Below are 15,073 nucleotides of genomic sequence, written 5' to 3' on the forward strand. Positions count from 1 at the left end.
ACATATGAGACTATATATAATTCGTCATGCAGATCCAGATTATGAACATAATACCATTACTCCCGCCGGCCACTTAGAGGCCAAGGCCCTTGCAAAGCGACTTAAAAAAGAAGGTATAAACAAGATATATTCATCCCCCATGGGGCGGGCCCTTGATACTATGAAATATACCAAGGAGCTTATTGGTCTTGATTACAATATCGAAGAATGGACTGAAGAGATATGGGATAGGCTTAAGATGGATGATACACCATGGGGTACAATAGCAGCATGGGATATTCCAGGTGAAGTCATTCGAAAGGATGGCATTGTTCCATCATACGATATGTGGACTAACATTCCATATCTGAAGGAAAAGGATAATGAAATTGAAGATACTTTGAAAATGATAAGTGAAAATTCAGATGAGTTTTTACGAAGACAGGGATATGTACGCAAGGGTGGCAAATATGCCTGTTATAAACCGAATAGGGACAGGGTTGCAGTGTTTTGCCATGGAGGTTTTGGACTGACCTGGATAGGACATTTACTAAGCATACCATTGCCCCTCATATGGTCAGGATTCTGGCTCCCGCCAAGTTCCGTTACTACCATATTATTCGATGAGCGCTCCAAAGAATGGGCAGTTCCCCGATGTATCGGGCTAGGGGATGTTTCCCATCTATATGAAGCAGGATTGCCCGTAAGGCCAAGGGGTATACTGGAGAACTTTGATTGAATAAAATAATTGTTTAAAAAGCCTAATAATATTGTAATATATACCAAAGCAAGATGGCACCTATTTAGATATAGTAAGATTATCTGTATGACAATACAGATAATCTTACTTTGTTTTATATTAACTGTTCAGAAACGGCAATCGGTTTATTTTGAATTAAAATATAAAAGTTTTGTATGTAGGAGGCAGATGAATTTGAAATGGGAAGCAAAATGGATTTGGGATAATAGTGGACCGCATCCCCGGAATTATTATGTATGTTTTAGAAAGAATATCAATATTGATGAATATGTAACACGAGCGGATTTAGCTATATGCGCAGACAGTAGATATGTTCTATATGTGAATGGGCATCATATTGGAAGGGGACCAGTGAGGAGCTGGCCATTTAGGCAGTCTTATGATACATATGATATTGCCAATTTGCTGCATAGGGGGAAAAATGTTATAGCAGTGTTGGTAATGCACTTTGGGGTTTCTAATTTTCAATATATTGAAGGTAGGGGCGGCCTATTGGCACAAGCAAGACTTGTTGAAGGTGGAAAAGAGAGGCTTATTAAAACGGATAGCAGCTGGAAGACTCATGCACATACAGGCTATAGGCGTAATTCGATGCGGATTAATTGCCAGCAAGGCTGGGCTGAAGTATATGATGCAGGAAATGCAGTTGATAGATGGCAGTTCCCTGAGTTTGATGATAGCTCATGGGAAGATGCAATCCAGATTGGAGAATATGGCATGGCACCATGGACAGGTCTTCAACCAAGGGACATACCCATGCCAAGGGAAGATGAGGTATATCCAAAGAGGATAGAAAAGATATCCAAAGTACTTCCAATAGGGAAAAATATTTCATTTGATATCCATCCAAACTTTTTCCCGGGGGAACAGGATTCTAATCCCAGGATATTTAGCGGATTCATATCAAGCATAATCATGTCTCCAAAAAAGATGAATGGTAAATTACGTTTTCCGTGGGATAATTGGCTTTCGGTATATGGAGATTTTAGCATAAATGGTCGCAACTATTGTATAGAAGGTCAAAGGGAAGTAGAGATAGAGCTAGATGAAGGGGATAATTTTTTCCTCATGGATATCAGTGGCCATTACCATGGGCTTTTTGTATATCTAAACTGGGAACTGGAACAAGAAATAGAGTTTAAGGCACCTTTATATCCAGATCATGAATTTATTACTATTGGACCTTTCGATAAAAATGCTATTATAAACGCAGGAGAAGTACGTGATAATACCATACCATGGGATAATCCCTGTTATTTAAAGCTAAAGAATCTAAAAGATGTAGATGATTTAATAGATTTTAAGTCTTGGATCCATCCAGTGTCAAAAGAGCATTCTACCTCAGATAACGTATATATGTCCATGGTGTATAAAGAGGTAATAAATGAGGAGAATGTTTTGGATAGGGATCAAAATATGATTATTCCAAATGATGAATATACTATAATCAAAAGTCCGGAAATGGGAGATTTAGAGTTTATACTGGATTTTGGGCAGGAAGTTTCAGGATATATAGAATTTGAAATGGATGCACCGGAAGGCGTAGTGGTAGATTTCTATGGGGTAGAATATATCTCACCTGATGCATCACCACAGTATACAGAAGGTGTAAATTGTACGCTTCGTTATATTACATGTAATGGTAAGCAGAAATACCGCTCCATAGTACGACGGGGTTTTCGATATCTGTTTATAACGCTTAGAAATGTTAGGGAAGCGGTTAAAATTTATAGAATATGTACTTTGATGGATACCTATCCTGTTGTGCAGTCCGGTTATTTTGAAAGCTCAGATTGGGAGCTAAATAAAATTTGGGAGATATCAAGACATACTACTAAGATGTGTATGGAAGACACATTTGTAGATTGTCCTACCTATGAGCAGACATACTGGGTAGGGGATGCCAGAAATCAAAGCCTTATAAATTACTATGTATTTGGTGCATACCCCATATCCAAACGTTCCCTCTATTTGGTAGCTGATTCGCTAAAACGGTCACGATTTCCAGAATCCCAGGTTCCAAGTGGCTGGCAAAGTGTACTCACGGCATGGGCTTTGTTCTGGATGAGTGCATGTTTTGAATATTATGAATATACTGGGGATATGGATTTTTTAAGGGAGCTCTATCCCGATCTAATAAAGGCTTCTGAGGCTTTTATGGCATGTGTCAATGATAAGGATCTATTGGAGCTTCAAGCATGGAATATGCTAGACTGGGCTCCCATGGAAACTCCAGATAGGGGCATTGTTACACATCAAAATGCGGAGCTAGTAAAAGCGCTTCGTAACGTTAGTAGTATAGCTGAATTACTTGGGGATACAAAAAAATCTAATCAGTTAAAACAAAGAGCAATGGACATAAAGAAGGCTATTAATCTCCATCTTTGGAGTGAAGAGGACCAGGCATATATTGATTGCATATATGACAACGGTAAAAAGTCCAAGAATATCAGTATGCAGACCAATGTAATGGTGTATTTGTGTGACTGTGTTGAAGGAGAGAGGCGGGAGAAACTTGAAGGATATTTAGTCAACCCTCCTAGTGGATTTGTTCGTATAGGAAGTCCTTTTATGTATTTCTTTTATTTTGAAGCACTTATGAAAATAAAAGATATTAGCGGGATGCTAAATGAGATACGCGATAGATGGAGTGGTATGCTAAAGGAAGGGGCAACGACATGCTGGGAGACATTCCCTGGGTTTCATGAGAAATATCTAACCAGGAGTCATTGTCATGGATGGTCTGCTGCGCCCGGGTATTTTCTCGGGGCCTATATTTTAGGTATACGTCCGTTGAAGGCTGGATTTGAGGAGGTTTTAATTGATCCTGTTCCATGTGATCTAAAATGGGCTAGGGGTTCTGTTCCCACTCCTAAGGGAAGGATTGATATCTGGTGGGAAAATCATGATGGTATCTTAAGGGTTAAAATTCATGGGCCTAAGGAGATTAAGTACATATCTCAAGAAGGTATAGAAATGGTTTTTATTTGACAAAAGGAAAACAAAAGGGATCATTTTATCATAAAATGATCCCTTTCTATTTACATCTCAGCAAAAATATACTACAATCATAGTAACATATTTTACTGTATGAGTAACAAATGATACTAAAGCAATATTAAGGGGGCTATTATGTATGCAAATTACCGTGGACGATATACAAAAGTTCGGTATAAATGATTTTCTAGGTAAGGATTTTGAATGCAAATGTGGGAAAATACATAGTGTTAAATTAGACAATTTAATAATAGAAGAGGGAGCGATAGAAAAGCTGCCTATGGTTTTAAAGAATTTTGGGTATAAAAATGTGTTTTTAGTAGCTGATAATAATACCTACGATGCAGCGGGAAGGGAAGTAGAAAAGATACTTATATCGGCTGGTTTTTCTATTGAAAAGCTGATATATGAAAGGGCATATGAATTAGTTCCGGACGAGGTGGCTATAGGTGAATTCTTAGTTAGCTACAATAAAAAAATGGAAGTAATATTAACGGTGGGTTCAGGTGTGTTAAATGATATATCCAAATATATGAGCTTTATGCTAGATATCCCCTCTATAGTAGTGGCTACAGCTCCTTCTATGGATGGATATGCTTCTAGCATTTCGGCGCTTATGCTTAAAGATACGAAAATATCTGTTCAGTCTACTCCACCAAAGGCTATAATAGGAGACATAGATATATTGAGGAAGGCCCCTATGGATATGATACTGGCAGGTTTTGGCGATATGTTAGGAAAATATTCTGCACTTAGAGATTGGAAATTAGCGAATATAGTGATTGGAGAATACTATTGTGATGTAGTAAAAAATATGATAGAGCTATCTGTGAATCGATGTGCAGCAGAGGTTAATTTACTTGCTAAAAGAGATGGGGACGCAGTAGGACATTTAATGGAAGGCTTGATGATAGTAGGCATAGCAATGAGCTTTGTTGGAAATTCCAGACCGGCTTCAGGGGCAGAGCATCATATGTCCCATTTTTGGGAATTGAGTTTCCTTATGGAGGGCAGAAAAGCCATCCCCCATGGTATTAAGGTAGGTATAGCCACTTTTATAATCAATAATATAGCAAATAAGTTTATAGAGATGGATATAGATTTTGAAAATATAGGGGATGATCTTAAAATACTCGATAGAGATAAGTGGAAAAATGAGATTAATAGGGTATATAAAAAGGCGGCTCCAGAAATTTTAAGCTTAAATGATGGGAACATAGACGATATGGTGGAAGATCGGAAGTCTAGGCAGATGGTAATAAGGGACAACTGGGAAGATATAGTTCATGTTATACGGGAGTTTCCAGATGCAGATAAGATACAAATGCTTTTAAAAAGAGCAGGTATACCTATAAGGCCACAGGATGTAGGAATCGATAGGGAAATGGTGCAAGATGCTATTCTGTATGCAAAGGAATTAAGACAAAAATATACCATATTACAGCTGCTAGGTGATATGGGATTGCTTAAGTATTTTGCATATATGGATGGGCTTTATTAAAGTTTATAATAAAGAGGGGAGATATTATATGTCTATAAAACTAGAGAATGGGGAGATAGTACGCTGGCAAGCCCATCAGAGTACATGCACTGAGGTACCGGAGAATACCATGGCTGCTTTTAAATATATATGGAAAATAGGTGGAATACCTGAGGCAGATATTCGTACTACTGGGGATGGTATTATAATATGTCTCCATGATAAAAATTTAGCCCGTACAGGATATAATATACCGGAAGAATATAGAAACGTCCCTGCATCATCACTTACATATAAAGAGGTAAGTATGTGGGATGTTGGTAGAAAATATGGTGAAGATTATACTGGCGAGAGGGTGCCAGCCCTAGAGGATATATTCAAGTTTATGAAAGACCATGAAGACCGGCTTTTGTATCTGGATTTTAAAGATGTAGATTTAGAAAAGTTGGCCATGCTTATAGACTTATATGGTATTAATAATAGAATAATATTTGCCCATAATAATCAGCAAAATTGCATAGCCGTAAAGAATATGATAAGCAATATAAGGACTATGCTTTGGATAGGCGGGAGTGAGGAATCTATAAAAGAGAAATTTGACAATGCATTGGCTACTCGATTTGAGGGATTGGATCAGGTCCAACTGCATCTAAATGATAAAAAGGAGAAAACTGCCGATTGGAGATATGATATAGAGGCCTCCTACTTAGAGTATTGCTATAATATAACTGATAAATATGGTGTTGATCTTGAGGTATTACCATATGAGTTTGAGAAGGGGGATATACAAAAGCTTTTAAATATTGGCATTAGATGGTTTGCAGTAGACTATCCTAAAAGATTTATAAGCTATATAATAGGAGCAAATGAATAGTATTGGAAGTGGTAAAGTTTATGGAGAATGTTAACAAGATAGATCTATTAGTAAGGGTAGCAAAGTTATATTATGAACATAATTATAGTCAGCAGATGATAGCAGAAGAATTGGGCTTTTCCAGACCATATATTTCAAAACTTATAAACGAGGCAAGGGAAGTTGGCATAGTTGAAGTCAAGATAAATGATCCTAAAGGTGCAGAGACAAAATTAGAGCGTGAGACGAGGGAAAAATTTGGCTTGAAGAAGGTTATTGTAATTCCCCGCTATGGCAATTCTAATGCTAATTTATTGGAGAAGCTTTCGATGGCCACATCAAACTATTTAAACACGATCATTCAAGATGGAGATATAATTGGAGTGAGCTGGGGGGCTACACTATATTCATGTTCTTTAAATTTACATCCCATAGAGGAAGTAGATAATATTTCTGTTGTACAGCTGTGTGGAGCGGTAAGTATGACAGAGAAGAATATATATGCTACAGAAATTCCTAAGAACTTTGCCATTGCATATGGAGGTACCCCCTATTTTCTGCCCTTACCTGCAGTTGTAGATAATGTTGAGGCCAAAGAGGCAATTGTAAAGGATAAAAATATAGATTCTGTACTTAAGTTAGGGCAGAGATCAAATATTGCAATCTTTTCAATAGGACCCTTTGGGCATAATAGTACCCTTCCCAGGGCCGGTTATATAACTCCAGAAGAGGTGGATAGGTTATTGGCTAAAGGGGCAGTGGGTGATATGTTTTCTAGGGTTATAGATATAAATGGTAATATATGTGATCGTGATATTGACGAAAGAACCATAGGCATAGAACTACAGGATATTGTTAAAAAGGAATATAGGATTGGAGTGGCAGGTGGAGTTAGAAAAGCAAGGAGCATATATGCAATGCTAATAGGTGGATATCCAAATGTGCTAATAACGGATGAAGAGACCTGTCTGGAAGTTCTAAAGATATATGAATTTAATAACATATAAGTTTATATGAATAATTAATAGACAGGAGGAAGTTTATAATGAACACAGATATACCAAGGCCAGAATATCCAAGGCCGGATTTTGAGAGGGAACAATGGTTAAATCTAAACGGGCAATGGGGTTTTGAATTTGATGATCATAACATTGGTGAGCAGGAAAAATGGTATATTGGAAAGGATTTTAGTCACAAGATAACAGTACCATTTTGCTACCAAAGCCATTTAAGTGGTATATATGACCAAGGATTTCATACAAATCTTTGGTACAAAAGGGAATTTATAATACCAGATAGTTTTAAGGGAAGAAGGATTTTTTTAAACTTTGGAGCTGTTGATTATAGGGCGAAGGTATGGGTTAATGGTCAATTTGTATGTAAGCATACAGGAGGGCATGTACCATTCAAAACAGATATTAGTAAATTTATAAATGAAGGTAAAAATGTCATTGTGGTGAAGGCAGAGGATCCATACGAATGTATACAGCCTAGGGGAAAACAGTATTGGAAGGAAAAACCTGATAGGTGCTGGTACACACCAACCTCTGGTATTTGGCAGACAGTATGGTTAGAGACTACAGGTGATGTATCAATAGATGAAATCAGAATGACACCGGATATAGACAAAAAGCAGCTCATGATACAGGGAGTTCTTGATAGCTTTTCAGAGCCAATGATGCTCAAAATTAAGGTGTTATATAAGGGTAATATGGTAAATAAGCTAAAGGTAAGCCTTCTCGACAGAATTTTTAAAGTTACTTTAGATGTAAAAGAAGAGGATTATATAGATGAAGTACATTACTGGACTCCTGAATCCCCCAATCTATATGATATAGAGTTTGAGTTATTAAAAGAAGATATGGTTGTTGATAGGGTGAAGAGTTACTTTGGGATGCGAAAAATCTCTGTAAAGGATGATATTATTCTATTAAACAACAGACCATATTATCAGAGGTTAATTTTAGATCAGGGATATTGGCCTGAAAGTCTTTTAACTCCTCCTAGTGATGATGCTATAAGATATGATATTGAAATGATAAAAAAAATGGGTTTCAATGGAGCAAGAAAGCATCAAAAAATTGAGGATCCTAGATATTATTATTGGGCTGATCGTTTAGGCATATTGGTTTGGGGAGAGATGCCAAGTGCCTATCAATTTAATAATCTAGAGATAGATAATATTATGCGGGAGTGGAGTGCATTTATAGGCCGAGATTATAATCATCCTTCGATAGTTGTTTGGGTTCCATTGAATGAATCATGGGGCGTGAGAAATATCTTCATAGATAAAAATCAGCAAAATTTTGCAAGATCATTATATTATCTCACAAAGGCGTTGGATGGCACACGATTGGTAAGCACCAATGATGGATGGGAACAGATAGATGGAGATATTTGTGCTATTCATGACTATAGAGCATGGGGAGATGATTTTAAACAGAAATATGGGGATAAGGAGTCTATACTATCTGGTACGGCTAATGGCGGGAGAATGGTTTATTGCCAGGGTGAGCGTTATGAGGGGCAACCCATAATGATAACGGAATATGGTGGTATAGCATTTGATAGTGAAAATGAAGAAAATTGGGGCTATAATGGGACGGTAAAGGATGAGGAAGGCTTTATAGAACGATACTCAAGCATTACCTCTGCTATAAAAGATATGCATTATATTAGGGGGTACTGCTATACTCAACTTACCGATGTTATGCAGGAAGTCAATGGATTGATGACCGCAGATCGTAAACCAAAAGTCGATGTAGAAAAAATAGCCAAAATAAATTTATCAAGATAGAATATTAGAAAAATACTAGAAGGGGATGTTTAACGGTTTTATCCCGCTAAACATCCCCTTTCTGATGGTATTGGCAAATATAAAAGCTAAATTAGTGTGAATTTCTATAGCTACCTGGCGTCTGACTGGTGACCCTTTTAAATACCTCATAGAAAAATTTTATATCATTAAATCCAACTTCATGGGCTATGTCAATGACTTTCATATCTGTTGTCTTGAGCAATTTGCATGCTTCATCTATTCTCAGTTTTTGGACGAAATCAGAGAAGTTTATGCCGGTTGTTTCTTTGAAGAGTGTGCTGAAATAGTTTTTACTTATGAAGGATTTCATAGCAAGCTCTTCGAGTTTTATATCAGAATTATAGTTTTCTTTTAGGTATTCTATTGCACTCTCTACTATTTTTTTGTTTTTTAGAGATATATGCTTTTTATCTTCATTATCTATATATCTGAATATCTTGATTATAAGCTCAATTAAATAGGCCCTGATTATATCCATATATCCCTTTTGCCTAAGGTTATATTCAGAATACATTTTGCTGAATATGCCACCAATTTCATTAAAGGCTGCCCCTTTAAGATGTAGATCGGGTGAAGGGGCGTAGTCATCAGGAAATAATGATTTAAACAAAAATGAAGATGTAATATTCTCAAAATGTTTTGCCTCTAAAAGCGAAACATCTAGAAATTCAGGCATAAAGGCACAATTATATACTATAGGAACTTTCTTGCTATTTGGGTCTGAGAAAAAACCATGTTCCATATCATAATTTATGATAAAAAGATCCCCTTCGGAAACCTTATATTCATAGTCACCTATAATATGGATACCATTGCCGGAAATAACATAGGCAATCTCTATAAAATCATGTTTATGCATGATACCACAATATTTTTCAAGCTCCGTGGATTTATTTATGTAAACAAGTTCACTTTCTCTAAAAATCGTACATCCTTCAAGGGTATTATAAGTTTGACTATTCATATTCATCTCTCCAATTTCAGATATATCGTTTAAATCCCTAATAAGATTGTAACATATACCAAAGATAGATTGAAGTTATTTATATATAATGTGAATCACATATGAATAAATTTTTAATACTATAGTTGATTTAATGAGTATGTTTGCTTTGAAATGTACATTTATTTACACATGAATGACATCTTACTATAAAATAACAAAAAGGGGCGAATAGATATGGAAAAAATGCATTTAATATGTAATGCACATATTGATCCAATGTGGCAATGGGAATGGGAGGAAGGAATAGGTGCAGTATTGTCCACTTTTCGAGTAGCAGCAGAGCTTTGTGAAAAGAACGATACATTTATTTTTAATCATAACGAAGCTATGATCTATCAATGGATTGAGGAGTATGAACCAAAACTTTTTGAACGCATAAAGCTTTTGGTAAAGGCAGGGAAATGGCATATTATGGGTGGGTGGTATCTACAACCAGATTGTAATATGTTAAATGGTGAATCTTTTATAAGACAGTCATTATATGGAATAGAATATTTTAAAGAGAAGTTTGGGGTTAGACCTACTACAGCTGTCAATTTTGATTCCTTTGGACATACAAAGGGATTAGTACAAATTTTGGGTAAGTGTGGTTATGACAGTTATTTGATTACAAGACCGAATAATGAAATTTTTCCAACGGAAGATTTTGCATTTATCTGGGAAGGATTTGCAGGAAGCGAGGTAATTGTTGCAAGGGCAGAAAGTTATAATTCAGCATTAGGACAAGCTACAAAAAAGATTCAACAACAGATGGAGAAATTTAAAAATAGTGATATAGGATTTGTATTATGGGGAGTTGGGAATCATGGTGGTGGACCTTCAAGAAAAGATTTAAAAGACATTTCTTTGATGATAAAGCAAGACGATAGAATTTGTCATTCAACTCCTGAACAATATATAAGGGATGTTAGCTTAGCGAAGGATAAAATAGAGCATATAGATAGGAGTATATGGCCTTTTAGTGTAGGTTGCTATACTACTCAGATATTGATCAAACAAAAACATAGACAATTGGAAAATCAGCTTATATATGCAGAAAAGATGGCGTCTCAAGTTGCAGGGCAGGATCTTTCAGATTATCCTTCAGATAAATTATATGAGGCGGCCAAGGATTTAATGCTAGCACAATTTCATGATATTTTAGCCGGTACAACTATCCAAGTAGTAGAACAGCAGGCCATTGAATTATTAGATCATGGGTTGGAAGAAACAAGAAGAATTAAGGCAAAGGCATTTTTTAAACTTTGTCAGGGGCAAATTCAAGCCAAGGAAGGTGAAATCCCTATCATGGTTTATAATCCTCATCCTTATCCTGTAAAAACAATAGTTGAATGTGAGTTTATGTTAGCTGATCAGAACCATGAGCTTTCTTTTACGCAACCCACTGTTTTTTCAGGAGAACAGAAATTGAAATCCCAATGTGAAAAAGAGGATAGTAACATTCCTTTGGATTGGAGAAAGAGGGTTGCATTTTTAGCAGATTTAGAACCAATGTGTATCAATAGATTTGACATTAGATTGGAGAGGTTAAAAGAAAAGCCATCAACTTCATTATCGTTAGAGGGTCAAGAATATGTCTTGCAAAATGATAGACTATCAATAAAAATTAATGCAGATACTGGACAAATAGAGGAAATGATAGCAGATGGATTTTCCTGCTTGCAGGAAGGAATAAAACTTCCAGTGTATGATGATAATGAAGATCCGTGGGGTATGAATGTAAATGCATTTGATAAATATTTAGGAGAGTTTACACTACTCTCAGCAGAAGAAGCGGCAAAGTTTAGTAAGATAAAGGCGAAAAATATGTGCCCTGTGCGTATCATTGAAGATGGGGAAGTTCGCACGGTGATAGAAACCCTTTTGGGATATGGTGATTCAAGAGCCTGTGTGAGATATTATTTTGATAAAACCTCTAATCAAATTGGTATTAAGATCAAAACATACTTTATGGAAAAAAATAAAATGCTAAAACTTAAGATACCAACGACTATGAAGCATACTAAATTCTTAGGTAAAACTGCATTTGGTATTAATAATCTAGAGACTAACGGTCATGAGACGACTGCTCAGGAATATGTTATATTAACTGATGGCAGTAGGCTTTTAGCTGCATAAATACAGGGAATTATGGATTTAGCAGTATGGGCAGTGATTTAGAGGTTAGTTTAATTCGAACTGCTGCATATTGTGCACATCCATATGAAGAAAGAGAAATTCTTCCCCAGGATAGGTTTACTCCTCGTATTGATCAGGGGGAGAGAAATTTTGAGTTCTATATAAGTTGTTCAGAACTTAATGAGAGAATGTCTGACATTGAGTTTGAGAGTGCATTGATACATCAAGCTCCTATGGCGGTATCGTTCTTCCATTCAGGAGAGGGCAACATTCCTGAGATACTTTGTGATTTAGATAATAAAAGTGTTCAGCTTGTAGCTGTTAAAAAAGCGGAAACAGGTGATGGATATGTCTTCCGATTATATAATTCCCTTAAAAATGAGCAAAAGTTCAGATTACAGATTCCCATGATGAAATCGGAAATTTGTGATACGCTAATGGGGTATGAATTTAAAACATATCTTATTTCCGATGGAATAGTGCAAGAAATTAATGCTGTAGAAGAACTATTATAGGGATAGTTATGAAGAAGTAAAGATTATAACGGAAGGATATGATGGATATGTGTTATAAAAGAATGCTTGGGGAGAGTACTGTATTGATAGGGGAACAACCGGCTACCTTATTAGGAAAGAAAATTACTAAGGGAAGTCTACAGCTGCGAAGTAAGTACAAGGAAGAAGATGAAAACTGTGTAATATATAAAGAGGGTGTAGACTATATAGTAGGATACATTGACGGAACCATAAGCAGGACAAAAGATTCATCTATTCCGGATTTTGCTAATAATATTTTGTACGATAAAGTAGAATTTGATCATACAGAATATGCATCATATGGTAATCACGACTTTTTTGTATATGCGGATTATGAAGCTGTATACGATTTTGAGGGTGATATAAATAGCAGTCGGAAGGCCCGTTTTGTAGAAACGGAAGACATAATAAGGAAACGTCAGCCGTTAAAGATTTTAATATATGGCGATAGTATTTCTACAGGGTTGGAAGCCTCGTGTTTTGAGCGTACGTATTATGGAAGATTGAAAAATTATTTAAACAGTAATTTTGATAATATGCATATAAGCATTGAAAATAGATCTGTAGGTGGCCACACTACAAGAGAAGGGTTGAAGGTTTTGAATGGAGATGATACTAAGGGGGATATAGCCATCTTGGCATTTGGAATGAATGATGCAAGCTGCAATGAAAATAATCCATATACTAATAATGTACCGCTAAGAGAATATCGTTCTAACATTGAAGAGATGATTAATATTCTGAGAAAACGGCAAATTCGAGATATTCTGCTTGTATCTCCATGCTGGCCTAATCAATTATGGAAATGGAGTGTGAATAATTCATCAAGTAATGTAGGTAAATATGCAGAAGTATTAGATGAATTGGCAGATATTTATGATTGTAAATTTGCAAATGTAACACAAATATGGTCAAATGTCTTAAAACGGAAGAAAAGTGAGGATCTATTAGGTAATAATATCAATCATCCCAATGATTTTGGACATTGGATTTATTTCTTGACTATTAAGTCCATATTTTTTTAAAAATTGCGATTAAACAGTAAAGACCAGCGTGTTTAGCTAGAACGTTATCATTATCAATCCACCTATTTCAGATATAAGAGTGGTTGTTATTACAGTTCCAATGCCTAAAATTTTAGGCATTGGAACTCATTCATATATCTCTAAATAGTAAAATAAATGGTCTGAAGGCAATACAATAAAAAACCCCAATAACATAATAGAATATACCAATGATAAAACATAAATATTTTTGTAAACTATAAGCATAGTCGATGTTAAGTGCAGTTATAAATATAAATCATAGATTTATTGCTTCTGTTTAGTATTGCTATGTAAAAAAAGATTATTATCAATTGAAGCTGTAAATCAATGTTTATATAAATAAAAAATAAAACTTAAGGGGGATATCTATGAAAAAAGGATTAAAGATTGTTTTAAGTATTTTAATTTGCACAATGTTATTTTCCTCACTTGTTGGATGTGGTAACCAATCCAAAGAAAAGGGGGACAAGGTAGATAAGCAAGATAATAGTAAAGAAGTTAAGACATTAAAAATTACAATGCATGCGTCTTGGTATGGTAAAGGATGGCAAGCTGTTGAAAAGGACATAAATGAGAGGACAGAAGAGCTTGGTTACAAACTTGATTTTGACAAAATTGCCGAAGGAGAGCAGGGTACACAGATATTACAAACTAGGGCAGCAGCAGGAGACTTACCTGATATACTCTGTACTAATGGTTTACAGGGGATAGATCCTGATCTGCATTGTATAGACAAGGTAATTGATTTAACAGATCAAGATTGGACTAAAAATTATGATGATAAAATTTTAAAATCCAATTATGGATATAATGAGAAGATACTTGCTATGCCGCTAGGAGGGACAAACTTTCCAGGAATATTCTATAACAAAAAGGTGTTTTCTGACTTAGATATTGAGATCCCTACTGATTGGGATGAGTTTTTATCCGCTTGTGAAAAGATAAAGGCAGCAGGTAAAGTACCGTTTTATGTAGCAGGTAAGGATAGTTGGACTGTGCAGATATTTAATATAGCAGGCCTTCAGAGGGAATATAAGGGCAAGGATATTTCGAAGGAATATATTGATTTAATGACAAATAAGACAAGTATAGTTGATTATGATAAGCTAAAGGATTCCTATGCTAAATTAAAAGAGTTAAAGGATAAGGGATATATTCAAGAAAATTGGTTGTCAGATAACTATGAGGGACAACAAAAGGCTATTGTAGATGGAACAGCAGGTATGACTTGTAATGCGACTTGGATGATGGAGGAGATACAAATTGGAATATCTTTGATGCAAGATTTGCAGGATTTGAAAACTATAAAAATATATTGACCAATCCTAAAATAAATATTGCATTTAAGAACACGTTAGCGTAAAATTACCGTAGGGATTTAGAGTAATAAATTACCAATAGAATTGAAAAGAAGATGCCATCCTGTTAAAATATTAGTCGAATAAACAAATAACTTAACGAAAGGATGACATCTTCTATG

At 35.6% G+C, this 15,073-nt stretch carries 11 protein-coding genes; 10 read left to right on the forward strand and 1 reads right to left on the reverse strand.

Annotation, left to right across the window (positions count from 1 at the left end; translation table 11 throughout):
• The first annotated feature begins 4 nt into the window (after positions 1 to 4).
• From EJN67_RS11150 to EJN67_RS11175, 6 genes are all read left to right on the forward strand, one after another.
• Positions 5 to 718: a histidine phosphatase family protein gene (locus EJN67_RS11150; protein WP_129724386.1), complete on the forward strand. Its 714-nt coding sequence runs from the start codon at positions 5 to 7 to the stop codon at positions 716 to 718.
• 195 nt (positions 719 to 913) lie between these two features.
• A complete protein-coding gene (locus EJN67_RS11155) occupies positions 914 to 3,730 on the forward strand; it encodes a family 78 glycoside hydrolase catalytic domain (RefSeq protein WP_165000845.1) in 2,817 nt (938 codons plus the stop codon).
• Between the two features lie 145 nt (positions 3,731 to 3,875).
• Entirely contained in the window at positions 3,876 to 5,237 is a 1,362-nt protein-coding gene (locus tag EJN67_RS11160) for a sn-glycerol-1-phosphate dehydrogenase (protein WP_129724388.1), read from the forward strand.
• Positions 5,238 to 5,265: 28 nt separating this feature from the next.
• Complete coding sequence (locus EJN67_RS11165; RefSeq protein WP_165000846.1) at positions 5,266 to 6,090, forward strand: glycerophosphodiester phosphodiesterase; 825 nt, start codon at positions 5,266 to 5,268, stop codon at positions 6,088 to 6,090.
• A 20-nt stretch (positions 6,091 to 6,110) separates the two neighbouring features.
• Positions 6,111 to 7,076, forward strand: a complete 966-nt coding sequence (locus tag EJN67_RS11170; RefSeq protein ID WP_129724390.1) for a sugar-binding transcriptional regulator — start codon at positions 6,111 to 6,113, stop codon at positions 7,074 to 7,076.
• A 38-nt stretch (positions 7,077 to 7,114) separates the two neighbouring features.
• Entirely contained in the window at positions 7,115 to 8,866 is a 1,752-nt protein-coding gene (locus EJN67_RS11175) for a glycoside hydrolase family 2 protein (protein ID WP_129724391.1), read from the forward strand.
• A 91-nt stretch (positions 8,867 to 8,957) separates the two neighbouring features.
• Here the strand turns inward: EJN67_RS11175 and EJN67_RS11180 are convergent, their stop codons facing one another.
• The gene (locus tag EJN67_RS11180; RefSeq protein ID WP_129724392.1) at positions 8,958 to 9,851 is read right to left on the reverse strand and encodes a helix-turn-helix domain-containing protein; all 894 of its coding nucleotides are present in this window, start codon (positions 9,849 to 9,851) and stop codon (positions 8,958 to 8,960) included.
• A gap of 216 nt (positions 9,852 to 10,067) precedes the next feature.
• Between EJN67_RS11180 and EJN67_RS11185 the strand changes: the two genes are divergently transcribed.
• The 4 genes from EJN67_RS11185 to EJN67_RS11200 all read left to right on the forward strand — a co-directional run bounded on the left by EJN67_RS11185 (position 10,068) and on the right by EJN67_RS11200 (position 14,912).
• The gene (locus EJN67_RS11185) at positions 10,068 to 12,011 is read left to right on the forward strand and encodes a glycoside hydrolase family 38 N-terminal domain-containing protein (RefSeq protein ID WP_129724393.1); all 1,944 of its coding nucleotides are present in this window, start codon (positions 10,068 to 10,070) and stop codon (positions 12,009 to 12,011) included.
• A gap of 26 nt (positions 12,012 to 12,037) precedes the next feature.
• Positions 12,038 to 12,526: a glycosyl hydrolase-related protein gene (locus EJN67_RS11190; RefSeq protein WP_129724394.1), complete on the forward strand. Its 489-nt coding sequence runs from the start codon at positions 12,038 to 12,040 to the stop codon at positions 12,524 to 12,526.
• 47 nt (positions 12,527 to 12,573) lie between these two features.
• On the forward strand, positions 12,574 to 13,572 hold the full coding sequence (locus tag EJN67_RS11195; protein WP_165000847.1) for an SGNH/GDSL hydrolase family protein: 999 nt from the start codon (positions 12,574 to 12,576) through the stop codon (positions 13,570 to 13,572).
• Positions 13,573 to 13,961: 389 nt separating this feature from the next.
• On the forward strand, positions 13,962 to 14,912 hold the full coding sequence (locus EJN67_RS11200; protein WP_129724396.1) for an ABC transporter substrate-binding protein: 951 nt from the start codon (positions 13,962 to 13,964) through the stop codon (positions 14,910 to 14,912).
• Positions 14,913 to 15,073 lie beyond the last annotated feature (161 nt).

The organism is Xylanivirga thermophila (genome assembly GCF_004138105.1).
Lineage (GTDB): Bacteria > Bacillota > Clostridia > Caldicoprobacterales > Xylanivirgaceae > Xylanivirga > Xylanivirga thermophila.

What these genes read in the sequence shown, in the direction of transcription:
- EJN67_RS11195 (WP_165000847.1), top strand. Translation starts at nt 12,574, where the DNA reads ATGTGTTATAAAAGAATGCTTGGGGAGAGTACTGTATTGATAGGGGAA.
- EJN67_RS11160 (WP_129724388.1), top strand. Translation starts at nt 3,876, where the DNA reads ATGCAAATTACCGTGGACGATATACAAAAGTTCGGTATAAATGATTTT.
- EJN67_RS11175 (WP_129724391.1), top strand. Translation starts at nt 7,115, where the DNA reads ATGAACACAGATATACCAAGGCCAGAATATCCAAGGCCGGATTTTGAG.
- EJN67_RS11150 (WP_129724386.1), top strand. Translation starts at nt 5, where the DNA reads ATGAGACTATATATAATTCGTCATGCAGATCCAGATTATGAACATAAT.
- EJN67_RS11190 (WP_129724394.1), top strand. Translation starts at nt 12,038, where the DNA reads ATGGGCAGTGATTTAGAGGTTAGTTTAATTCGAACTGCTGCATATTGT.
- EJN67_RS11180 (WP_129724392.1), bottom strand. Translation starts at nt 9,851, where the DNA reads ATGAATAGTCAAACTTATAATACCCTTGAAGGATGTACGATTTTTAGA.
- EJN67_RS11200 (WP_129724396.1), top strand. Translation starts at nt 13,962, where the DNA reads ATGAAAAAAGGATTAAAGATTGTTTTAAGTATTTTAATTTGCACAATG.
- EJN67_RS11185 (WP_129724393.1), top strand. Translation starts at nt 10,068, where the DNA reads ATGGAAAAAATGCATTTAATATGTAATGCACATATTGATCCAATGTGG.
- EJN67_RS11170 (WP_129724390.1), top strand. Translation starts at nt 6,111, where the DNA reads ATGGAGAATGTTAACAAGATAGATCTATTAGTAAGGGTAGCAAAGTTA.
- EJN67_RS11165 (WP_165000846.1), top strand. Translation starts at nt 5,266, where the DNA reads ATGTCTATAAAACTAGAGAATGGGGAGATAGTACGCTGGCAAGCCCAT.